The sequence below is a fragment of the Streptomyces sp. NPDC030838 genome, from assembly GCF_055572035.1.
In genome coordinates this window covers 1-18,416 of sequence record NZ_JBVIED010000021.1, presented here as the reverse complement: position 1 = coordinate 18,416, position 18,416 = coordinate 1, and the positions used below count along the sequence as shown (strand labels likewise).

General features: G+C 70.2%; 17 protein-coding genes, 1 rRNA gene and 1 riboswitch. Of the genes, 6 read left to right on the top strand and 12 right to left on the bottom strand.

Annotated features, from left to right (window positions below):
* Positions 1 to 91 precede the first annotated feature (91 nt).
* The 5 genes from ACZ42A_RS37075 (at position 92) to ACZ42A_RS37055 (ending at position 4,124) form a co-directional block, all read left to right on the top strand.
* Positions 92 to 655: a hypothetical protein gene (locus tag ACZ42A_RS37075; protein ID WP_468531762.1), complete on the top strand. Its 564-nt coding sequence runs from the start codon at positions 92 to 94 to the stop codon at positions 653 to 655.
* A gap of 81 nt (positions 656 to 736) precedes the next feature.
* Positions 737 to 1,132: a TOBE domain-containing protein gene (locus ACZ42A_RS37070; protein ID WP_468531761.1), complete on the top strand. Its 396-nt coding sequence runs from the start codon at positions 737 to 739 to the stop codon at positions 1,130 to 1,132.
* A 147-nt stretch (positions 1,133 to 1,279) separates the two neighbouring features.
* Positions 1,280 to 2,080 carry a molybdate ABC transporter substrate-binding protein gene (gene modA, locus ACZ42A_RS37065; RefSeq protein WP_468531760.1) on the top strand — a complete coding sequence of 267 codons (801 nt, stop codon included), beginning with the start codon at positions 1,280 to 1,282 and terminating at the stop codon, positions 2,078 to 2,080.
* A complete protein-coding gene (locus ACZ42A_RS37060) occupies positions 2,077 to 2,904 on the top strand; it encodes an ABC transporter permease (RefSeq protein WP_468531759.1) in 828 nt (275 codons plus the stop codon). Before modA ends, ACZ42A_RS37060 begins: the two co-directional genes overlap by 4 nt.
* 152 nt (positions 2,905 to 3,056) lie before the next feature.
* Positions 3,057 to 4,124 carry an ABC transporter ATP-binding protein gene (locus ACZ42A_RS37055; protein ID WP_468531899.1) on the top strand — a complete coding sequence of 356 codons (1,068 nt, stop codon included), beginning with the start codon at positions 3,057 to 3,059 and terminating at the stop codon, positions 4,122 to 4,124.
* 83 nt (positions 4,125 to 4,207) lie between these two features.
* Here the strand turns inward: ACZ42A_RS37055 and gcvP are convergent, their stop codons facing one another.
* Positions 4,208 to 7,093, bottom strand: a complete 2,886-nt coding sequence (gene gcvP / locus ACZ42A_RS37050; protein WP_468531758.1) for an aminomethyl-transferring glycine dehydrogenase — start codon at positions 7,091 to 7,093, stop codon at positions 4,208 to 4,210.
* Positions 7,094 to 7,270: 177 nt separating this feature from the next.
* A riboswitch (glycine riboswitch) is annotated at positions 7,271 to 7,365 on the bottom strand.
* Between the two features lie 113 nt (positions 7,366 to 7,478).
* Between gcvP and ACZ42A_RS37045 the strand changes: the two genes are divergently transcribed.
* Positions 7,479 to 7,850 carry a PRC-barrel domain-containing protein gene (locus ACZ42A_RS37045; RefSeq protein ID WP_468531757.1) on the top strand — a complete coding sequence of 124 codons (372 nt, stop codon included), beginning with the start codon at positions 7,479 to 7,481 and terminating at the stop codon, positions 7,848 to 7,850.
* Positions 7,851 to 7,934: 84 nt separating this feature from the next.
* Here the strand turns inward: ACZ42A_RS37045 and ACZ42A_RS37040 are convergent, their stop codons facing one another.
* From ACZ42A_RS37040 to rrf, 11 genes are all read right to left on the bottom strand, one after another.
* Positions 7,935 to 9,356, bottom strand: a complete 1,422-nt coding sequence (locus ACZ42A_RS37040; protein WP_468531756.1) for a DNA polymerase IV — start codon at positions 9,354 to 9,356, stop codon at positions 7,935 to 7,937.
* A gap of 115 nt (positions 9,357 to 9,471) precedes the next feature.
* Positions 9,472 to 10,113, bottom strand: a complete 642-nt coding sequence (locus ACZ42A_RS37035) for a MerR family transcriptional regulator (RefSeq protein ID WP_468531755.1) — start codon at positions 10,111 to 10,113, stop codon at positions 9,472 to 9,474.
* 252 nt (positions 10,114 to 10,365) lie between these two features.
* Positions 10,366 to 10,839, bottom strand: coding sequence for a bifunctional nuclease family protein (locus tag ACZ42A_RS37030; protein WP_004002801.1), 474 nt, complete (start codon positions 10,837 to 10,839; stop codon positions 10,366 to 10,368).
* Positions 10,840 to 10,996: 157 nt separating this feature from the next.
* A complete protein-coding gene (gene ftsR / locus ACZ42A_RS37025) occupies positions 10,997 to 11,734 on the bottom strand; it encodes a transcriptional regulator FtsR (protein ID WP_468531754.1) in 738 nt (245 codons plus the stop codon).
* A gap of 43 nt (positions 11,735 to 11,777) precedes the next feature.
* The gene (locus ACZ42A_RS37020; protein ID WP_468531753.1) at positions 11,778 to 12,734 is read right to left on the bottom strand and encodes an FHA domain-containing protein; all 957 of its coding nucleotides are present in this window, start codon (positions 12,732 to 12,734) and stop codon (positions 11,778 to 11,780) included.
* A gap of 61 nt (positions 12,735 to 12,795) precedes the next feature.
* On the bottom strand, positions 12,796 to 13,629 hold the full coding sequence (locus ACZ42A_RS37015) for a DUF881 domain-containing protein (protein ID WP_468531752.1): 834 nt from the start codon (positions 13,627 to 13,629) through the stop codon (positions 12,796 to 12,798).
* Positions 13,630 to 13,634: 5 nt separating this feature from the next.
* On the bottom strand, positions 13,635 to 13,967 hold the full coding sequence (locus tag ACZ42A_RS37010) for a small basic family protein (RefSeq protein WP_003988855.1): 333 nt from the start codon (positions 13,965 to 13,967) through the stop codon (positions 13,635 to 13,637).
* On the bottom strand, positions 13,964 to 14,893 hold the full coding sequence (locus ACZ42A_RS37005; RefSeq protein ID WP_468531751.1) for a DUF881 domain-containing protein: 930 nt from the start codon (positions 14,891 to 14,893) through the stop codon (positions 13,964 to 13,966). The genes ACZ42A_RS37010 and ACZ42A_RS37005 overlap by 4 nt, the downstream gene beginning before the upstream one ends.
* 98 nt (positions 14,894 to 14,991) lie before the next feature.
* Complete coding sequence (locus ACZ42A_RS37000; protein WP_468531750.1) at positions 14,992 to 17,487, bottom strand: sugar phosphate nucleotidyltransferase; 2,496 nt, start codon at positions 17,485 to 17,487, stop codon at positions 14,992 to 14,994.
* 115 nt (positions 17,488 to 17,602) lie between these two features.
* Positions 17,603 to 18,211, bottom strand: coding sequence for a CDP-alcohol phosphatidyltransferase family protein (locus ACZ42A_RS36995; protein WP_468531749.1), 609 nt, complete (start codon positions 18,209 to 18,211; stop codon positions 17,603 to 17,605).
* A 110-nt stretch (positions 18,212 to 18,321) separates the two neighbouring features.
* Positions 18,322 to 18,416, bottom strand: a 5S ribosomal RNA gene (gene rrf, locus ACZ42A_RS36990); the annotation flags it as partial.

The window sequence follows — 18,416 nt, the reverse complement described above, 5'->3', positions numbered from 1 at the left end:
GGATAAACCCGCGTCAAGAAACCCCTTTCCACCCGTCAGCGTCCCGTCAAGCCGGGCCGCCCCGGCCCGGCCGGCTCCTAACGTCGAACACATGAAGCCCCCCGACGGCACACGACCCGATCTGTCCCGGTTACCGGAGCGGCACACCCAGCCCACGGCGTACGACCGCCAGTGGACGCGGCAACTGCACAGCGCGCTGGGCTCCGCCGCCGTACTGCTCGCAGCGCTGTTCCTCATCGACTGGGCCGCCACCACCCTCAGCCCGTGGCGCGGCGCCCTCTGGCTGACCCTGGCGGCGCTGCTCTTCCTGGTGCTGTGCCCGCCCCGCGTCACGGCCGGAAGCGGCTGGCTGGAGACACGGTTCCTGCTGCGCAGCCGACGGGTGCGCACCGATCTCCTGGTGTCCGTGCGCTGGTGCGACGGCATCGCCCAACGGCTCGTGCTGCGCGACGCCCTCGGCGCGCGCGCCGAACTCGACCCGCGGGTCCTCGTCGCCAACCCGGACCTCTGGCACCGCCTCGACGAGGATGCCCACCGCGCCGAGACGGCCGGGACGCTGCTGTGCGGGCGTACCGCGCTGTATCGCCTGGAGCGGCGCGTCGACCGCGAGACCACGCTGGCCGTGTTCCGGGTGTCGGGGCTGGAGGGGCCGTGACATGACGTCGGGTTCCGTGCCCTGTTGCCACGGGGTCACCGGCTGATCCACACCGGCCCGCCCCGCCCTATCGTGGCGGACATGCACTCCTACACGATCGGCCAGGCCGCACGACTGCTCGGCGTCAGCCCCGACACCGCACGCCGCTGGGCGGACGCGGGCCGGGTGGCGACCCACCGCGACGACACCGGACGCCGGCTCATCGACGGCCGGGACCTGGCCGCGTTCTCGGTCGAACTCGCCAAGGCCGGAAACTCCGAGGAGGGGACCGCCTATACCTCGGCTCGCAACGCCTTCCCCGGCATCGTGACCGCGATCAAGCTCGGCGACGTCGCGGCCCAGGTCGAGATCCAGGCGGGTCCGCACCGCCTGGTCTCCCTGCTCACCCGTGAGGCCGTGGAGGAACTGGGCCTGGAGGTGGGCATGGAGGCCACCGCGCGGGTGAAGTCGACGAATGTCCATATCGACCGCACCTGAGACCCCGCTCCCTCCGTACGAACGTACATGCATGCCTGCATCGGGTCGTAGGCTTGCTCATGCGATGCTCCAGGAGACATACGGCTCGCACCTGCGTCACTATGATCGGCGTTGAGCACGCATGGACGACCGAGGAGTGGCCCCGAGATGACCCCTACCGCCCGCCGGACCCTGCGCATCGCCGGCGCGGGCACCGCGGCGCTGCTCGCGGTGAGCGCCTGCTCGTCGTCCTCCGATGACGCGACCGCCGGCGCCTCGGGATCCCCGAAGCTCTCCGGCACGGTCACCGTCTTCGCCGCCGCCTCTCTCAAGGAGAGCTTCGAGAAGCTGGGCAGGGAGTTCGAGCAGCAGCACCCCGGCACCAAGGTCAGCTTCAACTTCGGCGGCAGCGACGGCCTCGCCGCCGGCATCACCAACGGCGCACCCGCCGACGTCTTCGCCGCCGCGAGCCCGAAGACCATGGCCCTCGTGACGGACCAGGACGGCACGGCCGGCAAGCCGGTCACCTTCGTCCGCAACCAGCTGGAGATCGCCACCCTCCCGGGCAACCCCGACAGGATCTCCTCCCTCAAGGACCTCACCAAGTCCGGCCTCAAGGTCGTGCTGTGCGACGAGACGGTGCCCTGCGGCGCCGCCGCGCAGAAAGCTCTCGACGCCGCCGGACTCGACCTCACCCCCGTCTCCTACGAGCAGGACGTCAAGGGTGCCCTGACCAAGGTGGAGCTGAAGGAGGCCGACGCGGCCGTCGTGTACCGGACGGACGTGCGGGCCGCGGGTGACAAGGTGGAGGGCGTGGAGTTCCCCGAGTCGGCCGACGCCATCAACGACTACCCGATCGCCCTGCTCAAGAACGCACCCAACGCTGAGGCCGCCAAGGCCTTCGTCACGCTGGTGCGCTCCGCCGAGGGGCAGCGGGTGCTGACCGAAGCCGGGTTCCTCAAGCCATGAGCTCCACTAGCCAGGAGAAGCCGACGCGCGGGCGGCCGAGGGGCGCCCGGGGCGTGCCGCTGCCCCTCCTGGTCCCCGCCCTCCTCGGCCTGGCGTTCCTCCTGGTCCCGCTGATCGCCCTGCTCGTCCGCTCCCCTTGGCGCGACCTCCCGGAGCAGCTCACCAGCCCCGAGGTGTGGGACGCGCTGCGGCTGTCCCTGATCTGCGCCACGGCCGCGACCGCGCTCAGCCTGGTCCTCGGCGTCCCGCTGGCCTGGCTGCTCGCCCGCACGGAGTTCCCCGGCCGCGGCCTGGTCCGCGCCCTGGTGACCCTGCCGCTCGTGCTGCCCCCCGTGGTCGGCGGTGTCGCGCTGCTGCTCGCGCTCGGCCGCAACGGCGTCGTCGGGCAGTGGCTGGACGCGTGGTTCGGCATCACACTGCCGTTCACCACGGCGGGGGTCGTCCTGGCAGAGACGTTCGTCGCCATGCCGTTCCTGGTCATCAGCGTGGAGGGCACGCTGCGCGCCGCCGACCGGCGCTACGAGGAGGCCGCCACCACTCTGGGCGCCTCCCGCTTCACCGCCTTCCGCCGGGTCACCCTGCCCCTGATCGCCCCCGGCATCGCCGCGGGCGCCGTCCTGGCCTGGGCCCGCGCCCTCGGCGAGTTCGGCGCGACGATCACCTTCGCGGGCAACTTCCCCGGCCGCACCCAGACCATGCCGCTCGCCGTCTACCTGGCCCTCCAGAACGACCCCGCGGCCGCGATCGCCCTCAGCCTGGTCCTCCTGACCGTGTCCATCGCGGTCCTGGCGGGCCTGCGGGACCGCTGGATGAGAGCCACATGACCGAGAACAACACACCCACGAGCGGCACCCCGAACACCGAAGACGGCCCGTCAGCCGCCGACGGCGCCAAGCCCCCACAGGGGCCACCCGCACCCGACAACGAAACCCGCACGGGCGGTGCGGGTGGGAACCCCAATCCGGCCGAAGGCCGGATGCCCACCCACAACCCGACACACAACAACGGCCTGGACGCCCACCTGACCGTCGACCGCGGAGAAGGCTTCCGCCTGGACATCACCCTCACCGCCGCCCCCGGCGACGTCCTCGCCCTCCTCGGCCCGAACGGCGCCGGCAAGACCACCGCGCTGCGCGCCCTGGCCGGCCTCACCCCGCTCACCGGCGGCCATCTCCGTCTGGACGGCGTCGCACTGGACCGTACGCCACCCGAGTCCCGCCCGGTCGGCGTCGTCTTCCAGGACTATCTGCTCTTCCCGCACCTGACCGCCCTGGACAACGTGGCGTTCGGCCCGCGCTGCCAGGGCGCGACCAAGGCGGAGGCCCGAGCCCAGGCCGCCGCGTGGCTGGACCGCATGGGCCTCGCCGAGCACGCCGGCGCCAAGCCGCGCCGCCTCTCCGGCGGCCAGGCCCAGCGCGTGGCTCTGGCCCGCGCCCTGGCCACCCGCCCCCGGCTGCTGCTCCTGGACGAACCGCTCGCCGCCCTGGACGCCCGTACGCGGCTCGACGTCCGGGCCCAGCTCCACCACCACCTGGCCGACTTCGAAGCGGTCGCCGTCCTGGTCACCCACGACCCGCTGGACGCGATGGTGCTGGCCGACCGGCTGGTGGTCGTCGAACAGGGCCATGTCGTCCAGGAGGGCACCCCGGCCGAGATCGCCCGCCGCCCCCGCACCGACTACGTCGCCCAGCTGGTCGGCCTGAACCTCTACAAGGGCCGCGCAGACGGCCACACCGTCCGCCTCGACGCCGGCCCCGCCATCACCACCACCGAAGACCTCACCGGCCCGGTCTTCGTCGCGTTCCCCCCGGGTGCGGTCACCCTCTACCGAGAGCGCCCCGCCGGCTCCAGTGCCCGCAACCTCTGGCGCTGCTCGGTCACCGGCCTGGAGACTCACGGCGACCAGATCCGCGTGGCCCTCACCGGCGAGCTCCCGCTGGCCGCCGACCTCACCACGGTCGCCGCCGCGGAGCTGGACCTGCACCCCGGCGCCGAGGTCTGGGCCACGGTCAAGGCCACCCAGACGCACGCGTACCCCGCCTGAGCGCGCCCCAGGGCAGCGAAAAGGGCCCCGCCCCGGCCGTCCGGGCCGAAGCGGAGCCCCGCACGCGAGGGATCCGCGAGGGATCAGTCCTCGTACGCGTCCAGCGGCGGGCACGAGCACACCAGGTTCCGGTCACCGAACGCCTGGTCGATCCGGCGCACCGGCGGCCAGTACTTGTCGGCGGCGGAGACCCCGCCCGGGAAGACGGCCTCTTCCCGGCTGTACGCGTGCTCCCACTCCCCGCCGAGCGCGCCCGCGGTGTGCGGCGCGTTGCGCAGCGGGTTGTCGTCGGCGGGCCACTCGCCGGAACCGACCTTCTCGATCTCCGCGCGGATGGCGATCATCGCGTCGCAGAACCGGTCCAGCTCGGCCAGGTCCTCGGACTCGGTCGGCTCGATCATCAGCGTCCCGGCCACCGGGAACGACATGGTCGGCGCGTGGAAGCCGTAGTCGATGAGCCGCTTGGCGACGTCGTCGACGCTCACGCCGGTCGCCTTGGTGAGCGGGCGCAGGTCGATGATGCACTCGTGCGCGACCAGCCCGCCCGGACCGGTGTAGAGCACCGGGTAGTGCGGCTCGAGGCGCTTGGCGACGTAGTTGGCGCTGAGCACCGCCACCTGCGTGGCGCGCTTCAGCCCCTCGCCGCCCATCAGCCGGACGTACGCCCAGGAGATCGGCAGGATGCCCGCGGAGCCCCACGGCGCGGCCGAGATCGGGCCGACGCCCGTCTCCGGACCGGCCGCCGGCTGGAGCGGGTGGTTCGGCAGATACGGCGCCAGGTGCTCGCGGACGGCCACCGGGCCGACGCCGGGACCGCCGCCGCCGTGCGGGATGCAGAACGTCTTGTGCAGGTTCAGGTGCGAGACGTCGCCGCCGAAGTGGCCCGGCTTCGCCAGCCCGACCAGCGCGTTCAGGTTGGCACCGTCGACGTACACCTGGCCGCCCGCCTCGTGCACCTGCGCGCAGATGTCGGAGACGTGCTCCTCGAACACACCGTGCGTCGAGGGATACGTGATCATCAGCACCGACAGCTCGTCGCGGTACTGCTCGATCTTCGCCCGCAGGTCGTCTACGTCGATCTCGCCGTCCTCGGCGGTCTTGACGACCACGACCTTCATGCCGGCCATGACGGCGCTCGCGGCGTTCGTACCGTGCGCGGAGGACGGGATCAGGCACACGGTGCGCTGCTCGTCGCCGTTGGCCCGGTGGTAGCCGCGTACGGCCAGCAGGCCGGCCAGCTCGCCCTGCGAACCGGCGTTCGGCTGGAGCGACACCTTGTCGTAGCCGGTGACCTCGGCGAGACGTTCCTCCAGCTCGCGGATGAGCGTGAGGTAGCCCTCCGCCTGCTCGGCGGGCGCAAAGGGGTGCAGCTGGCCGAACTCCGGCCAGGTGACCGGCTCCATCTCCGTGGTCGCGTTGAGCTTCATGGTGCAGGAGCCCAGCGGGATCATGCCCCGGTCGAGCGCGTAGTCGCGGTCGGCGAGCCGGCGCAGGTAGCGCAGCATCGCGGTCTCGGAGCGGTGCTGGTGGAAGACCGGGTGGGTGAGGAAGTCATCGGCGCGCAGCAGCCCGCCCGGCAGCGCGTCCTCGGTGGTCGCGTCCAGCGCCTCGACGTCGCCCTCGACGCCGAAGGCGGTCCATACGGCGCCCAGCTGGACCCGCGTGGTGGTCTCGTCGCAGGCGATCGACACCAGGTCGCCGTCGACGAGCCGCAGGTTGACGCCGTTCTCGCGCGCGGCGGCCACGACCTCGGCGGCCCGGCCCGGCACCCGCACGGTGACCGTGTCGAAGAAGGCACCGTGGACGACCTCGACCCCGCCCTTCGCCAGGCCCGCGGCCAGGATCGACGCGTACCGGTGGGTGCGCCGCGCGATGCCCTTCAGGCCCTCCGGGCCGTGGTAGACGGCGTACATCCCGGCCATCACGGCGAGCAGCACCTGCGCGGTGCAGATGTTGCTGGTCGCCTTCTCGCGGCGGATGTGCTGCTCACGGGTCTGCAGCGCGAGGCGGTACGCCCTGTTGCCGTCGGCGTCCACGGACACGCCCACCAGCCGCCCGGGCAGGCTGCGCGCCATCTTCTCCTGCACCGCCATGTAACCGGCGTGCGGCCCGCCGAAGCCCATCGGCACACCGAACCGCTGCGTCGTACCGACGGCGATGTCCGCGCCCAGCTCACCGGGCGACTTCAGCAGCGTCAGCGCCAGCAGATCGGCGGCGACGGTGACGAGGGCACCCCGCTCGTGCGCCTGGTCGATGACCGCCTTGATGTCCCGTACGGCACCGGAGGCGCCGGGGTACTGGACGAGGACGCCGTTGATCTCCCGCCCGTCCAGCTCGGCCGGGATGCCCTCGGACAGATCCGCGACGACGACCTCGACGCCGGTCGGCTCGGCGCGGGTCTGGATCACGGCGATGGTCTGCGGCAGCGCGTCCGCGTCGACCAGGAACAGGCCCTTCTTGTTCTTGCCCATGCGCCGGGACAGCGCCATCGCCTCGGCGGCGGCCGTGCCCTCGTCCAGCAGCGAGGCGCCGGAGGTCGGCAGGCCGGTGAGGTCGGCGACCATGGTCTGGAAGTTCAGCAGGGCCTCGAGCCGCCCCTGGGAGATCTCGGGCTGGTACGGCGTGTAGGCCGTGTACCAGGCCGGGTTCTCCATCACGTTGCGCAGGATGACGGGCGGCGTGAAGGTGCCGTAGTAGCCGAGGCCGATCATGGAGCCCAGGACCTGGTTGCGGTCGGCCAGCGACCGCAGCTCGGCCAGCACCTCGGCCTCGCTGCGCGCGCCCGGCAGGTCGAGGGCGTCGGCGTTCTTGATCACATCCGGGACCGCGGCGGCGGTGAGCTCGTCCAGCGAGCCGTAGCCGACCTGCGCGAGCATCTTGGCCCGAGCCTCCTGGTCGGGCCCGATGTGGCGCTGCTCGAACGGAATGCCCTGTTCGAGCTCGGAGAGCGGAATGCGATGGGCGGTCATTGCGGAGGCCTCCTGGTCTGACGCGACCTTCGAGGGGCACCACGGCGCGGGTGCCCCGACGGCCTCCCCCTCTGTCATCTCAACCTGAGAGCTTCACCGGATCGCCCCAGAGGGATCCGGCTTTCACCGTCGGTGAGAGCGGAAGCCGTCGACACCCGCTCTGCTTTCCAGAGTGACCTCGTCCGTGCGGTACGTGGGCCTGAGAGATTCCGGGGAGGATTTGCTCCTTCGGCGCCTCCGATCACTTCGGAGGACTCTCCCGCACGGGGTCAGCAGCCGCTGTCAGCCTACCAGCGAGGTCAATGCCCAGGCGTTCGAGTGGCCGGGTTCACCAATGTGCTCTTTCGTAGTGCTTACGGATGAGTTGCGACCACGTGGAGGGCCCGTGCAGACCGATATCGATCCGCGCAACCTGATCGGCCGCAAGGCGTTCGACCGCAACGGCACCAAGATCGGCACCATCGACGAGGTCTACCTCGACGACGCGACCGGCGTTCCGGAGTGGGCCGCCATACGCACCGGGCTGTTCAGCAGGGATGCCTTCGTCCCCCTCGAACCCAGCGAACTGATCGAGGGCAGCCTCCACGTGCCCTTCGACCGCGCCCTGATCAAGGACGCCCCCGACTTCGGCGTGGGCCGCCATCTCTCCCCCGAGCAGGAACTCCAGCTCTACCACCACTACGGCCTCGACATCGCGTCCCCGCCGCCGCTCCCCGACCGCGACTTCGGCAAGCTGGCGGGCACGGACGAGCCCTGAAGACCCCGGGGTGAGCAGCCCCGGCAGGGCCGAGTCGCGCGACCACCGGCTTCACCCACCGAGCGCGCCCGGCCGCACCGCCGGTCAGCCGCTCACCCCGGGCATCACCCCGGCACCGTCCGCGGGCCCGTCCGCCGGTGCCCTGCCTTCGCCGGGTCTTCGCGGAACCAGCGGAACCCGCGGAACCAGCGGCAACGGCTCGGCCGGCTCCAGCGCCGGGTCGTCGATCCGGAACGTCCGCACCCGCCCCGGCTCCGAATCCGGGGTCTCGAACCGCACGGTCACTCTCCCGAGCCCGCTGCCCTGCACCCAGCCGTGCCCGTACTCGGCATGCCGGACGTCATGGCCCGCCGGCCACCGCCGCTCGGTCTGCTCGACCGCCACCGGCGCCTGCTCCTCGGTCCCCTCCTCCACCGGCCCGTCCTCCCGCTCCCCCGCCGCCTGGGCGAACAGATCCTCCTGCGTGTAGTCCGCGAGACCGCTGACGCCGACGCCGAGCAGCCGGACGCCGCCCGTGGTGTCCACGGACTCCAGCAGCCGTGCCGCGGCCTCCCGCACCACCGCCGGGTCGTCCGTGGGGCCGCGCAGCGTCTCGGAGCGGGTCAGCGTGGAGAAGTCGTACCGGCGCACCTTCAGCACGATGGTCCGCCCCGACAGCCCCGCGCCGCGCAGCCGCCGCACACACCGGTCCGCCAGCCGCTGCACCTCCAGCCCCACCCGGACCCGGTCGTGGATGTCCACGTCGTAGGTGTCCTCCACCGACACCGACTTGGCCTCCCGCTCGGCCACCACGGGCCGCTCGTCCCGCGCCAGCGCCATCGCGTAGAGCGCGTGCCCGTGGGCCTTGCCCAGCAGCCGCACCAGCTCGTCCTCGCCCGCCTCGGCCAGCTCCTCGACCGTGGTGATGCCGGCCCGCCGCAGATGGTCACCGGTCGCCGGACCCACCCCCGGCAGCGTCCGCACCGGCATCGGCCCGAGCAGCGCCCGCTCCATGCCCGGATCGATCAGCACCAGACCGTCGGGCTTGGCCTGCTCTGAGGCGATCTTCGCGAGCATCTTGGAGGCGGCCAGCCCCACCGACCCGGTCAGCCCGGTCACCTCCCGGATGTCCGCGCGCAGTTTCGTCCCGGCCAGCCGCGCCGACTCCGCGTCCCAGGCCGCGTCCCCGGCCTCCAGATCGACGAAGGCCTCGTCCAGGCTCAACGGCTCCACCAGCGGCGACAGGGACCTGAGCAGCCCCATCACCTGCTCGCTGATCGACCGGTAGAGACCGAAGCGCGGCGTGAGGTACGCGGCGTTCGGCGCCAGCCGCCGCGCCTGGGCCATCGGCATCGCCGAGTGCACCCCGAAGACCCGGGCCTCGTAGGAGGCGGTGGCGACCACACCGCGCGGCCCCAGCCCGCCCACGATGACGGCCTTTCCGCGCAGGCTCGGCTTCGACGCCTGCTCCACCGAGGCGAAGAAGGCATCCATGTCGAGATGCAGGATCGTGGGCGCGGTTCTCACATTTCCGATGCTGCACCACACCACTGACAATGCGGCCGCAGAACCGTCCCTGCACCTCAGAAAGCGCTTGAGCCTACGACACTCTGCGAACCAGCCGGATCACTCCGCGACCGCCTCAGACCGCGCGGTTGCGCCGGCGTGCCAGCTCGTCGGCCGGATTGTGCCCGACCAGTGTCTCCCCGGTGTCGATACGCTCCCCGTGCAGCTGGGACAGCGCGCTCTCGACATCCCGCCACACCACGCCGACCGCGATCCCGAAGATGCCCTGGCCGCCCTGGAGCAGAGCGTGGACCTCGTCCGGCGAAGTGCACTCGTACACCGTCGCGCCGTCGCTCATCAGCGTCATACGCTCAAGATCGCGGAAGCCGCGTTCCCGCAGATGCTGAACGGCGGTGCGGATGTTCTGCAGCGACACGCCGGTGTCGAGGAACCGCTTGACGATCTTCAGGACGACGACGTCCCGGAAGCTGTACAGCCGCTGGGTCCCCGACCCGTAGGCGGGCCGCACACTCGGCTCGACCAGGCCCGTACGTGCCCAGTAGTCCAGTTGCCGGTAGGTGATGCCGGCGGCCGCGCAGGCCGTCGGACCTCGGTAGCCGACCTCCTCGGTCGCCTCGGACGCCGCCCCTCCGCCGCCGGGCACAGCCATCGGCCGCGGTGCAGCGTGACCGGCCGCCCGCCCAAGCGGGTACGGACCGCTCTCCCCCAGACTGCGTCCGGGGGCACCCCCAGCCGTACCGTCGCCGCTGCTTCTCACGCCGACCTCCGTCCTTGACCTGCCTTCTCGACGGTAGGCAGTCACCAAGGGTGCGTCAACGATCGCCACACTCGGCACGCCGAGTGATAATCACCCTAGGAGTGGTTTCCCGTACCCCACCGCGGGGAAAGGCTAGCCGAATGCTCTCGGCGGGAGCCGCAGGACGCTCTCACTCGCCACCGGCACGTGCCGATGGCGTGCTGTGACGAGGCACGGCCCGACCGGCCCGAGGACCCGCCGAACCACCCCGCCTCATTGGCTGCTGGTGCCGAAGTCCTCGGGCGAGATCTGGTCGAGGAACTCGCGGAACTTCTCCACCTCGTCCTCCTGCTCGTCCGGAATCGCGATACCGGCGTCGTCGAGCACCCCGTCACTGCCGTAGATCGGCGTTCCGGTGCGCAGGGCCAGCGCTATGGCATCGGAAGGACGGGCGCTCACCTCGACCCCGCTGGCGAAGACCAGCTCCGCGTAGAAGACGCCTTCACGCAGGTCCGTGATGCGCACTTCGGTGAGCTCCTGGCCGACGGCCTCCAGCACGTCCTTGAACAGGTCGTGGGTCAGCGGTCGCGCGGGGGCCATGCCCTGCTGGGCGAAGGCGATCGCCGTCGCCTCCCCCGGCCCGATCCAGATGGGGAGGTAACGGTCGCCTCCCACTTCACGCAGGAGCACGATCGGTTGGTTGGAGGGCATCTCGACCCGGACACCTACGACATCGAGCTCGTTCACACAGCAACCCTAGGCCGTGCTCGGGACGTTTGGGTAGTCGGGCCGACTTCAGGCGCCCGATCCGGCCGCCCGCGGACCCCCCGGACATCCTCCACGGACCCGCCGGACATCCTCCGCGGCCCTGTCCGAACCGCCCTCCCGGGCTGCTCGCCCCAGCTCAGGGCAGCCGCACCCCGAGCGCGATCTGCACCAGCGCCGCGTGCAGCTTCACCGTGAGCCCCGCCAGCTCCTTGGTCCGGGCCTCGGCGAGCGCCCTGGTCTGCGGGTTGCGGTGGCGCTTCAGCGGGGCCACCACCTGGTCCACCAGCCCGGCCTCACGGTCGGCCGCGGCCTTCATCAGCCGCAGATGCCGCGGCTCGATCCCGAACCGCCCCAGCTCGGCGACCAGGGTCGCCACGGTGACGGTCTCCGCGTCGTACACCCCGTCCGACAGGGCCGTGATCAGCCCGTACGCCTCCCACTCGGCGAGCTGGTGCTCGTCGATCCCGGCGGCGGCCAGCAGCTCCGCCCGCCCGATCCGGACCGCCGTGGGCCCCTCGGCAGGCTCCGGCACGGCCTCGCCGTCCCGCTGTCTGCCGAGCGTGGGAAGCCGGACCTCCTCGCCCCGCTCCATCGCGTCGAGGTGCTCACGGATCACTTTGAGGGGCAGATAGTGGTCCCGCTGCATTCTCAGGACATGGCCGAGACGCTCGACATCACCGGCGCTGAACTTGCGATACCCCGACGGGGTCCGCTGCGGCTCGATCAGCCCCTCCGACTCCAGGAAACGGATCTTGGAGATGGTGACTTCGGGAAACTCCTCGCGCAGCACGTTCAGCACCGTGCCGATGCTCATCAGCCCACTGTCCGCGGCGGCGGTACCGTTCCCGGCACCGCCGCTCGGTGTTCGAAGCATGGACCTTCCCTGGGGTTCCCCCCGGACTGCGTCTGGGGGAGGGTCAGATGCCCTGCCGGCTGGCGTAGAACACCAGTCGGTACTTGCCGATCTGCACCTCGTCGCCGTTCGACAGCGCGACCTGGTCGATCCGCTCACGGTTGACATACGTGCCGTTCAGACTGCCCACGTCGGCCACCGTGAACGAGCCGTCCGGGCTGCGACGGAACTCCACATGCCGCCTGGAGACCGTGACGTCGTCCAGGAAGATGTCGCTCTGCGGATGACGCCCGGCCGTGGTCAGGTCGCTGTCCAGCAGGAAGCGGCTGCCCGAGTTCGGCCCCCGGCGCACCACCAGGAGCGCGGAGCCCAGCGGCAGCGCGTCGACGGCGGCCTGCGCCTCCGGGGAGAGCGTCGGCATCGGCGTCTGACCGGTGGCCTCGGCGTCGTAGGCCTCCAGGCCGCTGATGGAGATCGTGGAGGTCGTCTCCGACGGACGCTCCGCACCCGCCCGCAGCGGCGCGCCACAGTGGGAACAGAAGCGGCTGCTCTCCGCGTTGCGGTTACCGCACCTCGTACACACCAGGACCGACATGGACGGATCCTCCTGCCGCGGCTGCCCCGCCGGGGCATTGGACGCGTACGGACCAGAGGAAAACCCTCCACCCGTACTTGAGGTTGACGGTTGCCCGAAACCTATGCCGCCGGACTGGGCAGGGTCAACAGACGGCGCGCCCTGGCCTCCCGAAATGTCACCGCCCGGACCAGCCACCTGGTCCCGGAACAGCGGGCGCTGGCCCTCCGCGTCAGGCTGTGCGCGATGGCGAGCGGTCGCGTTGCTGTCGCTACCCTCTCGCGCGCTCTTGCCGAACAACTTCGCAAACAACTTCACGGGCGATTCCCCTTGACCGAAACAGACCCGCCCGTGGGGCAGGACGAACCCTGATTGCACACACTGGTCGAGCCGGACATCCTCACAACGTCCGTGTCCACCAGACAGTTTCCACCACGCACCACCCAATCGGTGCGCCGACCCCCCGCAACCTCATGCCCCCGCCGGACGTCAGCCATGCACCGCCGGTTCACTGGGAGGACGACCGAGCGTAGTCAGGTCGCTCCGCGGCCCGCAAGGCGTCCACGATGATCTTGTCGGACCGCTCGACGGTCACGGTGGCCTGCTCCTTCTCAAGCGTCTGCACCACGCCTCCAGGGATGTTCAGCGCCGGTTCCAGGTCCTGCGGCTTGCCGATGACCTTGAAACGATAGGGCGCGTTGATCTTGTTCCCGTCGACGCTCACGCTTTTGCCGGAATCCGTGAGGTAGGTGCCGGCGACCACCCGCACTCCGTTCACCTGGATCGCCTCCGCGCCCGCGGCGCGCAGCTCCTGGATCGCGTCGAGCAGCATGTCCGCCTCGACCGTCCCCTTCGTGTCCTCGATGGTCATGGTGATGCCGGGACCCTCCGCGGCCACCGTGCCCGCGAGAACGCCGAGTTGCCTCTCCTTCTCGATCGTCTGCCGACGGGCCTCCTCGGCCTGGTTCGAGCTGTTCTCCAGCTCGTCCCGCTGCTTCTCGAGACCCTGCTTCTCGTCTTCAAGACGCTGCGTGCGGTCGTCGAGTTCATCGAGGATGCGGACCAGATCCTCCTGCCGCGCTCCGCGCAGGGCGCTGTCGCCGTCGCTGTTGGAGGCGACCTGCACGGCCAGCCCGAAGCCCAGCCCGAACAGCAGCAGCGCGACGATGAGTTGGGCGCGGGTGACGCGCGGCGGCCACAGCCCCTTCACCAGCCGCTGCCGGCCGGTCAGCGCGGGCTCGGCCGTCTCCTCGGGCTCCGCGACCCGCGGTGCCGGTACCGGCACCTCCTCGGGCAGTTCCCTGCGCAGCCGGTTCTCGTCCGTCTCGTCCTGGTTGCTCATCGGCCTCACGCCCGGAACACGTGCCGGCGGATCGCCGCGGCGTTCGAGAAGATCCGGATGCCGAGGACGACCACGACACCGGTGGACAGCTGGGCCCCCACACCCAACTTGTCGCCCAGGAACACGATCAGCGCGGCGACGACCACGTTCGACAGGAACGACACCACGAAGACCTTGTCGTCGAAGATGCCGTCGAGCATGGCCCGCAGACCACCGAAGACGGCGTCGAGTGCCGCCACCACGGCGATCGGCAGATAAGGCTCGACGACCGCCGGAACCTCGGGCCGGACCAACAGGCCGGCCACGACTCCCACGACGAGGCCCAGTACGGCGATCACGATGTGCCTTTCTCAGTTCTCGGCTGTGCTGACTCAGTTCTCGGCTGTGCGGTGCGCACCGTCACGCTCGTCGCGGCCGGAAGCCGGAGATCGTCCTCCACGGAGATACCGGTCCGGATGCCGAAGTTCTCCTGCAGGGCATGCAGATACAGACCGTCCGCGCTGTTCTGGAAGCGGGTGCTCAACCGCTCGCCGTCGCCCACCGCGAGCACCGTGTACGGCGGCACCAGTGGCCGGTTGTCGACCAGTATGGCGTCGCCCGCGGCCCTGATCGCCGACAGCGCGGTCAGCCGCAACCCGTTGATCGAGACGGCCTCGGCACCCGACTCCCACAGCCCGTTGACCACGCGCTGCATGTCCCGGTCGCGCACCCGTCCGGTGTCGGAGAAACCAGAGGTCCCGCGCGGCTCGCCGTCTCCGCCGGCGCTGGAGTCCTTGGCGTCGTCGACGACGAGCTTCACCCCCGGGCCGTGCACCTCCGTGGCGCCCGACAGGATGCCCACCAGCTCCGTCCGCTCGCCCCCGCCGCTCTGCTTGAGCGCCGCGCGCCGGCGAGCGTCGACCTCGTCCCGCAGCTGGTCGACGGCGTCCTCCAGCTCGTCGGCGGCGTCGCTCTCCCGGTCGATGCGGTCGATCAGCTCCTCGCGCTCCTTGGCCACAACGGGAGCGGCCACCTGTGCCTGCGCGGCCCCCACGGTCACCACGAGGGCCGCCAGGACCAGGCCGGCGGCGAGCCCCAGCCGAGCCCTCAGCGTCTTGGGCATCCCCCCGTCGCCCGCGGCCTTCTTCCGCGCCGCCGCCTCGGCGTACCCGTCGTCCAGGCTGTGGTCCATGACGTTCGTGAGCAGCGACATCGACGCGTCCGGACGCGCGGGCGGGCGCGTGGACGTGCTCCGAACGGGGGGCTGCTGCGACATGCCGCACATCGTCGCACGTCGCGCCCAGTACCTCCGAATGGCCCCACCCGCGTGCCGGACAGGCCCCCTTGGGGACACTTGTCCGGCACGCGCGCGTGCAGGGCGTTTTAACGCCCGGCGCTGTCCACCACCGCCGACCACTCGTCCAGCAGGGCCTGAGCCGAGGCGTCGTCCGGCCCCTCCGCCCACAGATGCGTGACCGCCTCCGCCGGGTCGGGCAGCACCATCACCCAGCGCCCGTCGGCCTCGACCACCCGAACCCCGTCGGTGGTGTCCACGGAGCGATCTCCGGCCGCCTCGACGACCCGCCGCATGACCAGCCCCTTGACGGCCCACGGAGTCGCCAGATCACGCCTGAGGACGTGGGCCCGTGGAATCCGCGCGTCGATCTGGCTGAGCGTGAGCTGCGTGCGGGCCACCAGCCCGATCAGCCGTACGAAGGCGGCGGCGCCGTCGAAGACACTGCTGAACTCCGGAACGATGAAGCCACCCTTGCCGTCACCGCCGAAGATCGTCGCCTCCTCGGCACCGACCCGCGTCAGATCGTCCGGCGAGGTGGTGGTCCACTCGACCTGCGTCCCGTGATACGCCGCCACCTGCTCGGCGATCCTCGTCGTGGTGACGGGCAGAGCCACCCGCCCGCTGCGCCGCTCGGCGGCCACCAGGTCGAGCATCACCAGCAGCGCCCGGTCGTCCTCGACGATCCGCCCCTTCTCGTCGACCAGCGACAGCCGCTCGCCGACGGGGTCGAAGCGCACCCCGAACGCCGCCCGCGCGGACGCGACGATCTCGCCCAGCCGCACCAGCCCCTTGCGCCGCGTCTCCGCCGACTCCGTCGGCCTCGACTCGTCCAGGCCGGGGTTGATGGTCAGCGAGTCCACGCCGAGCTTGCCCAGCAGACTCGGCAGCACCAGCCCGGCGCTCCCGTTCGACGCGTCGACCACGACCTTCAGCCCGGACTCGGCGATGCCCGTCGTGTCGACGTTCCGCAGCAGCGACCCGGTGTACGAGTCGAACACACTCGCCGGGAAATGCAGGTCCCCGATCTCACCCGGGAAGGCCCGCCGGTACTCCTGCCGCGCGAACACCCGGTCGAGCTTGCGCTGACTGGCCTGCGAGAGATCCGCGCCCTGCCCGTCGAAGAACATGATGTCCACGGAATCCGGCACCCCGGGACTGGTCCGGATCATGATGCCGCCGGCACTCCCCCGCGCCGTCTGCTGCCGCGCGACCGGCAGCGGTACGTTCTCCAGGTCTCGTACGTCGATGGCGCTGGCCTGGAGCGCGGAGATCACCGCCCGCTTCAGCGCGCGAGCACCTCGGGAGTGGTCGCGGGCCGTGGTGACGGTCGCGCCCTTCTTGAGCGTGGTGGCATACGCGCCGGCCAGCCGCACGGCGAGTTCCGGCGTGATCTCGACGTTCAGAATGCCGGAGACGCCACGGGCCCCGAAGAGATGCGCCTGGCCCCTCGATTCCCAGATGACCGAGGTGTTGACGAATGCACCGGCCTCGATCGTCTTGAACGGATAGACCCGCACATTGCCCTGCACGATCGATTCTTCGCCGATCAGGCACTCGTCACCGATGACGGCGCCGTCCTCGATCCGGGCGGCGCGCATGATGTCGGTGTTCTTGCCGACAACGCACCCGCGCAGATTGCTGTGCGGCCCGACATACACGTTGTCGTGCACCACAGCCTTGTGCAGGAACGCGCCGCTCTTGACGACGACGTTCGAGCCCACGACGGTGTGCTCACGGATCTCGGCACCGGCCTCCACCTTGGCGTAGTCGCCGATGTAGAGCGGACCGCGCAGCACGGCGTCGGGATGCACCTCGGCTCCCTCGGCCACCCACACACCCGGGGAGATCTCGAAGCCGTCGATCTCGACGTCGACCTTGCCCTCCAGGACATCGGCCTGCGCCTTCACATAGCTCTCGTGCGTACCGACGTCCTCCCAGTAGCCCTCGGCGACATAGCCGTAGATCGGCTTGCCCTCCTTCATCAGCTGCGGGAAGACATCGCCGGACCAGTCGACGGGAACATCTGCCTCGACGTAGTCGAAGACCTCGGGCTCCATCACATAGATGCCCGTGTTCACCGTGTCCGAGAAGACCTGGCCCCAGGTCGGCTTCTCCAGGAAGCGCTCGACCTTGCCCTGTTCGTCGACGATGGTGATGCCGAATTCCAGAGGGTTCGGCACACGCGTCAGACAGACGGTGACCAGCGCGCCCTTTTCCTTGTGGAAGTTGATCAGGTCCGTGAGGTCGAAGTCGGTCAGGGCATCACCGGAGATGACGAGGAACGTGTCGTCCTTCAACGCTTCCTCGGCGTTCTTCACGCTTCCCGCGGTACCGAGTGGCTTCTCCTCGTTGGCATAGGTGAGCTCCATTCCGAGCTCTTCGCCGTCACCGAAATAGTTCTTGACCAGTGAGGCAAGGAACTGCACAGTTACGACGGTCTCGTTGAGCCCATGCCTTTTGAGCAGCCGCAGAACGTGCTCCATGATCGGCCGGTTGGCCACCGGCAGGAGCGGCTTGGGCATGCTTGAGGTCATGGGGCGAAGGCGTGTGCCCTCGCCGCCGGCCATCACGACGGCCTTCATGTCGGAAGCGTCCTCCTCGAAGAGACGACGGTCTAGCCGACTTCACCCGTCCGAATTGTCCCGCACTTTTCCCTCGCGGGCCATCGCGCCGTTGTGGCCGCACCAATCGGCGAGCTCAATCGGCCATGGCGTCCGCACGAACGAGACGGCGGACTTGTACCACGTAGAGGACTCCTGCCCACCAGTACAGCGTTGTACCCCATCCGGCGAACGCCCATCCGAAAATAGCAGCGAGTGACGAGATCCATCCAGTTCCGTCACTGAGCAACAGCAGCGGGAAGGCGTACATCAGGTTGAACGTGGCGGCCTTCCCAAGGAAGTTCACCTGCGGCGGCGGATAGCCATGGCGCCGAAGGATGCCCACCATCACCAGGAGAACCAGCTCTCGAGCCAGCAGTACAACGGTCAACCAGAGAGGCAGAATCTCCCGCCAGGTGAGGCCTACCAGGGTCGAGAGAATGTAGAGCCGGTCAGCCGCGGGGTCCAGAAGCCGGCCGAGGCTGCTGATCTGGTTCCAGCGCCGCGCCAACTTGCCGTCCAGATAGTCGCTGACGCCGCTCAGAGCCAGCACCAACAGCGCCCAGCCATCGCTCTTCGGGCCGCCGAACTCAGGCCTGAGGATCAACCACAGGAAGAGGGGCACGCCAAGGAGTCGCGCCATGCTGAGGATGTTCGGGATGGTGAGGACCCGGTCTGTCTGAACACGGGTCTCCTGGACCTCCACCCGGGGGCCTCCTGTGGGAAAACGTACCAACGATGCCCCCTGACCTTACCTCAACGTAAAAAAGCTCTGGCCCTCGGGCTGTGTGCCCAAGAGCCAGAGCTCTAAAAGGAGTTCGGCGGCGTCCTACTCTCCCACAGGGTCCCCCCTGCAGTACCATCGGCGCTGTGAGGCTTAGCTTCCGGGTTCGGAATGTAACCGGGCGTTT

Bases quoted from the DNA above. Each gene is read 5' to 3' on its own strand.
- ACZ42A_RS37075 (WP_468531762.1), top strand. From the start codon at position 92: ATGAAGCCCCCCGACGGCACACGACCCGATCTGTCCCGGTTACCGGAG.
- ACZ42A_RS37005 (WP_468531751.1), bottom strand. From the start codon at position 14,893: ATGTGCGGCATGTCGCAGCAGCCCCCCGTTCGGAGCACGTCCACGCGC.
- ACZ42A_RS37055 (WP_468531899.1), top strand. From the start codon at position 3,057: ATGCCCACCCACAACCCGACACACAACAACGGCCTGGACGCCCACCTG.
- ACZ42A_RS37060 (WP_468531759.1), top strand. From the start codon at position 2,077: ATGAGCTCCACTAGCCAGGAGAAGCCGACGCGCGGGCGGCCGAGGGGC.
- ftsR (WP_468531754.1), bottom strand. From the start codon at position 11,734: ATGCTTCGAACACCGAGCGGCGGTGCCGGGAACGGTACCGCCGCCGCG.
- modA (WP_468531760.1), top strand. From the start codon at position 1,280: ATGACCCCTACCGCCCGCCGGACCCTGCGCATCGCCGGCGCGGGCACC.
- gcvP (WP_468531758.1), bottom strand. From the start codon at position 7,093: ATGACCGCCCATCGCATTCCGCTCTCCGAGCTCGAACAGGGCATTCCG.
- ACZ42A_RS37070 (WP_468531761.1), top strand. From the start codon at position 737: ATGCACTCCTACACGATCGGCCAGGCCGCACGACTGCTCGGCGTCAGC.
- ACZ42A_RS37015 (WP_468531752.1), bottom strand. From the start codon at position 13,629: ATGAGCAACCAGGACGAGACGGACGAGAACCGGCTGCGCAGGGAACTG.
- ACZ42A_RS37000 (WP_468531750.1), bottom strand. From the start codon at position 17,487: ATGAAGGCCGTCGTGATGGCCGGCGGCGAGGGCACACGCCTTCGCCCC.